This window comes from Methanospirillum sp., from assembly GCF_035560735.1.
Taxonomy (GTDB): Archaea; Halobacteriota; Methanomicrobia; order Methanomicrobiales; family Methanospirillaceae; genus Methanospirillum.
In genome coordinates this window covers 1-4,582 of the sequence record NZ_DATMYY010000390.1, presented here as the reverse complement: position 1 = coordinate 4,582, position 4,582 = coordinate 1, and the positions used below count along the sequence as shown (strand labels likewise).

At 48.5% G+C, this 4,582-nt stretch carries 4 protein-coding genes; all 4 read left to right on the top strand.

Annotation, left to right across the window (positions count from 1 at the left end; genetic code table 11):
* The first annotated feature begins 299 nt into the window (after window positions 1–299).
* The 4 genes from VN429_RS11535 to VN429_RS11520 all read left to right on the top strand — a co-directional run bounded on the left by VN429_RS11535 (window position 300) and on the right by VN429_RS11520 (window position 4,282).
* Window positions 300–650, top strand: a complete 351-nt coding sequence (locus tag VN429_RS11535) for a hypothetical protein (protein ID WP_325633467.1) — start codon at window positions 300–302, stop codon at window positions 648–650.
* Window positions 651–712: 62 nt separating this feature from the next.
* A complete protein-coding gene (locus VN429_RS11530) occupies window positions 713–3,718 on the top strand; it encodes a hypothetical protein (protein WP_325633465.1) in 3,006 nt (1,001 codons plus the stop codon).
* Between the two features lie 55 nt (window positions 3,719–3,773).
* Window positions 3,774–3,962, top strand: a complete 189-nt coding sequence (locus VN429_RS11525; RefSeq protein ID WP_325633463.1) for a hypothetical protein — start codon at window positions 3,774–3,776, stop codon at window positions 3,960–3,962.
* Window positions 3,962–4,282, top strand: coding sequence for a hypothetical protein (locus tag VN429_RS11520; RefSeq protein ID WP_325633461.1), 321 nt, complete (start codon window positions 3,962–3,964; stop codon window positions 4,280–4,282). The genes VN429_RS11525 and VN429_RS11520 overlap by 1 nt, the downstream gene beginning before the upstream one ends.
* The last annotated feature ends 300 nt before the right edge of the window (window positions 4,283–4,582 follow it).

Sequence of the window (4,582 nt, the reverse complement as noted above, 5' to 3'; positions counted from 1 at the left end):
ATATTGAGATTACCATCATTTTACTACTGAATGATCACGAACCAAACGTTGATAATATTACGTGAATTCAGGTAGTTTTGGTGATTGCATGAAAAGAAGAGGTGATCAATGAATAGAGAAGTCTCCCCGTCCAATCGAATCGCGTGGCTGCTGATCCAGGAGGGGAGTAATCATGGTTTCTCGTCTGGCTGTTTAAGTATATTCACTCTCCTGAATTGGGATAGGTCAGGGAAGGCAGAAAGGAGCTCCATAATCAACAATCCAACCTGGCAGGTTACTTGCTATGGTGGGAGGTGCGGATGAAGTCGTGTGTTGAATATCATACACGGCGGACTGCAACTCATGCAGCAAAATCAGTTCTGGAAGAGGAGGGATTTGAGGTCAGGGTTCTTTCCCGCCCTGGTAGAAAGCCTGGGACAATCACTCTCATTGCCTGGAACAGGCTTGGACCGCTGTTTATCTGTGTCAGATCCTATCGGAGCCGGTATCATCATTGTGAGGATATTGCAGTTTTCTCAAGTCTGCAGAGTTCTGGCAGATATCCTGGTTCTATTCAGTATTGGGTGAGATATCAGGGGAGCTGGATCAGGTACTCGATCTGTGAAGGCGGAGCAGTCAGAGTGGGGGGCCAGGATGATGTCAGGTTCTGACATAATCAGGTTAATTACCGGAAAATCTGCTGAACTGGCAGAATCCATCGTCTGGGGCTGTTATGATCGATGATGTTGGTCTTGCAGGTGTTTTAGCCGGGATACATCTCCTTATCTCGCCAGGATCGATATTTGAGATCAGGAGTATTGGCTCTGACGGGGTTGGATCAGGGTATTACAACGATCCTGAGAAGGCTGCGGGTGATGTACTCGCTCTTGAGCAGGATCTCCATATCTCCGGGATATATCTCACCCTGAACGAAGTCAATCCAGTTCTGCTTGCACGTCGGGCAAACAGGATCAAAACCAGGCTTGGCAGAACTGATGCAACGACTTCCGATGCAGATATCATCAGAAGACGATGGTTGCCCATTGACATTGATCCGGTCAGGATTTCTGGTGTATCCTCGTCAGATTATGAGCATAATGAAGCTCTAGCTCTTGCAGAGTCAGTAAGAGTATTTTTGTCAGAGCTGGGCTGGCCCGATCCAATCATTTCAGATTCTGGAAACGGGTCACATCTGCTCTATTCCATCGATCTCCCGAATGATGATGCAAGCCGTGATCTGGTTAAATCCGTCCTTGAATTCCTAGACTTCAAATTTTCAACTTCCACCTGTAGAATTGATACAGCCAACTTCAATGCTGGTCGTATCTGGAAGGTATACGGAACCTATGCCCGGAAAGGGGATAATGTAGCTGAGAGACCTCACCGGAGATCGCGGATCATCACTGTTCCTGCTCAATTAAGTCCTCTCACCGTTGATCAGATGAAGTGTCTTGCCGACATCCTGCCACAGACGGGAGAATCGGTTGATTTAGATGGCACTACTCCTGATACCCATTTTATCGGGACAAGATCGCAGTTCAGTCTCGGTTCATGGCTTACATCCCATAACCTGGCTGCTACTGCCAAACCATACAAAGGTGGCATCCTCTATTCGTTTGAGCAGTGCCCGTTCTCACATGCCCACAAAGACGGAGCGTTTGCCATCCAGTTTGCAAACGGAGCCATATTTGCTGGATGTCATCATGATTCATGTGGTGGTGGCAGACAGCGTTGGCCTGAGCTTCGTGCCCTGTTTGGGGCATCAAAGCCTGATAATGAGACACGCCTCGCACGATTGCGTTCTGAGAGGATACGGGCGAAGTATGCAGCAGAGCATGAAGACGACGAGGGTTTTTCGAACCGGGCATTGCTCAGTTGTTCACCGTCTCAAAATGACCCAGACACTCATGCCGATCCTCATTCTGTTGCTGGTGTGGATTCTGATGCTGATCATGTTGAGATACGTTCAGATGGTGGTGATGACTCCTCATCTGATGACCCGGTTCTGTCTCGTGCCAGGGAGATTCTTGCTCATGGCAATCCGCTGAAGATGATGCTTGAGACATTTGCGAGGTTTCATGAAGGCGATCAGACGGTTGCAGAGTGTTTAGTTCATTCTCTGGCTTCCCGCTCGGTAATCAACAGTAAGGGGCTGCATGTCTCTATCACTGGTGAATCAGGAAAAGGAAAGTCCCATGCCATTGAGACGATGAAGTCACTGATCCCACCAGCATTTCGTCTAGACGGACGAATGAGCGATAAGGCCCTCTTTTATATGGACGATCTCGTCCCAGGCACCGTGATAACGCTCGATGATGTGAGTCTTTCTGATCAGATGCAGGAGATCCTCAAGGGAGTAACAACATCGTTTCAAAAGCCGTTTCCGTACCGGACTGTGAACACAGAGAGGAAGCCACAAATCTGCACAATTCCTGAACGATGTGTCTGGTGGCTTGCCAAAGTTGAGGGGGCTGGTGATGACCAGGTCTTTAACCGGATGCTGACCTGCTGGATTGATGATTCAGAAGAGCAGGACCAGAAGGTACTTGACCGAACTCTTGCCGGTGCTGAAGAGATACCTGATTTATCGGTGAAAACTGATGAAGATGTCCTGGTCTGCAGGCAGATATGGAATGATCTCAGCCACGTATTTGTGGTGATTCCATATGCACGCCGGATACGGTTTCAGTCGGCAGAAAACCGTCGTAATCCTGACATGCTTCTTGATCTGATACGTACGAATGCAGCACTCTGTCAGCTACAGCGTGAGACGATAACGTCAGGAGAAACCGTCTGTGTTGTTGCGACAGTTGAGGATTTCAACGAGGCTGCACGCCTTTTCTATATTCTGAATGGTGAAACTGGTAGCCAGGCAACCAAACTTACCCGTCGTGAGTCTGCCCTCATTGATACGATTGCCATGTTCGATCAGCCTGAAATTACGACCAGGGATCTCCAGCAGGCAACCGGTTGGACAAACAGTTCGATAACCAAACTGCTTCACGGGTACCGGTCTCATGGAAAGGCATACTCTGGCATTCTTGAGAAATGCCCGGCTGTGTCATTTCTTGACCGGACTGTTTCGGTGGGTAATGAAGGGTATACGATTCTCAGGCGATCCCGGGTATACCAGTGGGATGAGGCTCTCTACAATGACTGGATGAAAGGAGGTTCTGTCTGGATTTTCGGGGGCGATTCTGACGATAACACTGAAGACCCGGGTCATGTTGCCGGGCCATCAGTTCTGACTGATTCCCATGATACTCCATCTGTATCTGAAGAGAATCAGGCTGATACTGTTGAAGAGAGAGAGGAGGGCAAAAAACAGGAGCATACCGGTGTTTCCCTCTCAAGTATTCATCCTCATGATTTTGTCAAAGTGCCTTGTGGGCCTGACCGGCGAAGGTGCTGTGTCTGCGGGAAAAAAAGAACCAGATATCGGCAGCAGATGAAGAGTAGCATGGACTCTGACTCTCATCAAAAACCTCTGGCCCTCTGTGATTCATGTTATTCACGGGCAGTCTCAAAGGAGGTTGCATCTCATGTCCTGCTCCCTGGTATTCTAGAAAACGCTACATTGGTGAAGCGGTCAGTACCATCAGGGAAATGCCAGTTATGCTCTATTCATCCGGCTGTCTGGTCTGATACAGAGTCGAGAATTCATCTGTGTGATTCCTGTTATCGCAGATGTAGCAAAACTGACAAACCATGGCCTCCTTCTGACAGTTCTCCACCCTGATCTGCTTAGTGGGAGGAGGACGGGAGAAATGGGGGGACATTTCGTGGGAGATGCTATGACAAGACCAAATACACAATGGTGTTCCTGGAGAGCGTGTTCATATCTGGAACGGCGGCGGTATACCATGTCAAATGTAGGAAAGATTCGCAGACAAAGTATCTGTGGCCTTACCGGGAGGCAGCCTGGTAATATGTGCTATTGTCCGATGGAAAAAGAAGAGGAGATTGAGAGAGAGAGGGTCTGATGGCGGTTTTTGTTGAGACAATGAAACCACGTGCAGGGTTTGAACTCTGTGGGCGGATACTCATGGATAATGGGTGTCTGCTTGTGTTTATCGATGGTGTTGGAAAGTTTTCAATTCCTGAAGGGGCATTAAAGTCAGTGCTTCTCGGGCTTGGGGATGAGAGTATTTTGGGTCCTCTTCCTGGTATAGTCAGGCGATCAGAGAGTGGGAAGGGATTATACTTTGATATCGGGGGGATATCATATGCAACTCCGGTTTCCCGGGCTCGTGCTGTTATGGCAGGAGATCAGCGGAAAGGTCCGGTGAGCCGGGTCGTGTAAGAGGTTATCATCAGGAGATGTGAAGTCTCCTTATTTTTCATGAGGTTGTCTGATGGCCATCTTCATGGCCTTTTTTAGTTAATTGTTATTGTCGTGGTAAGTTCTTGATTCGATCCTGTATGTCTATGAGATTTCTGTGATCAGATCTCTGGGTGGCAGGGCGGCGAATGTGGATATTGGGCGGGAGGTTTTCTCACTATATTCACTGCTTAATTGACGTATATGTCGCTCTATGCAGGGTGTTTATGATCCGGGCGGCAAGGCGGGAAACACGGGCACATGGAATAGGGGGTGAGATGG

What these genes read in the sequence shown, in the direction of transcription:
- VN429_RS11535 (WP_325633467.1), top strand. Translation starts at nt 300, where the DNA reads ATGAAGTCGTGTGTTGAATATCATACACGGCGGACTGCAACTCATGCA.
- VN429_RS11530 (WP_325633465.1), top strand. Translation starts at nt 713, where the DNA reads ATGATCGATGATGTTGGTCTTGCAGGTGTTTTAGCCGGGATACATCTC.
- VN429_RS11525 (WP_325633463.1), top strand. Translation starts at nt 3,774, where the DNA reads ATGACAAGACCAAATACACAATGGTGTTCCTGGAGAGCGTGTTCATAT.
- VN429_RS11520 (WP_325633461.1), top strand. Translation starts at nt 3,962, where the DNA reads ATGGCGGTTTTTGTTGAGACAATGAAACCACGTGCAGGGTTTGAACTC.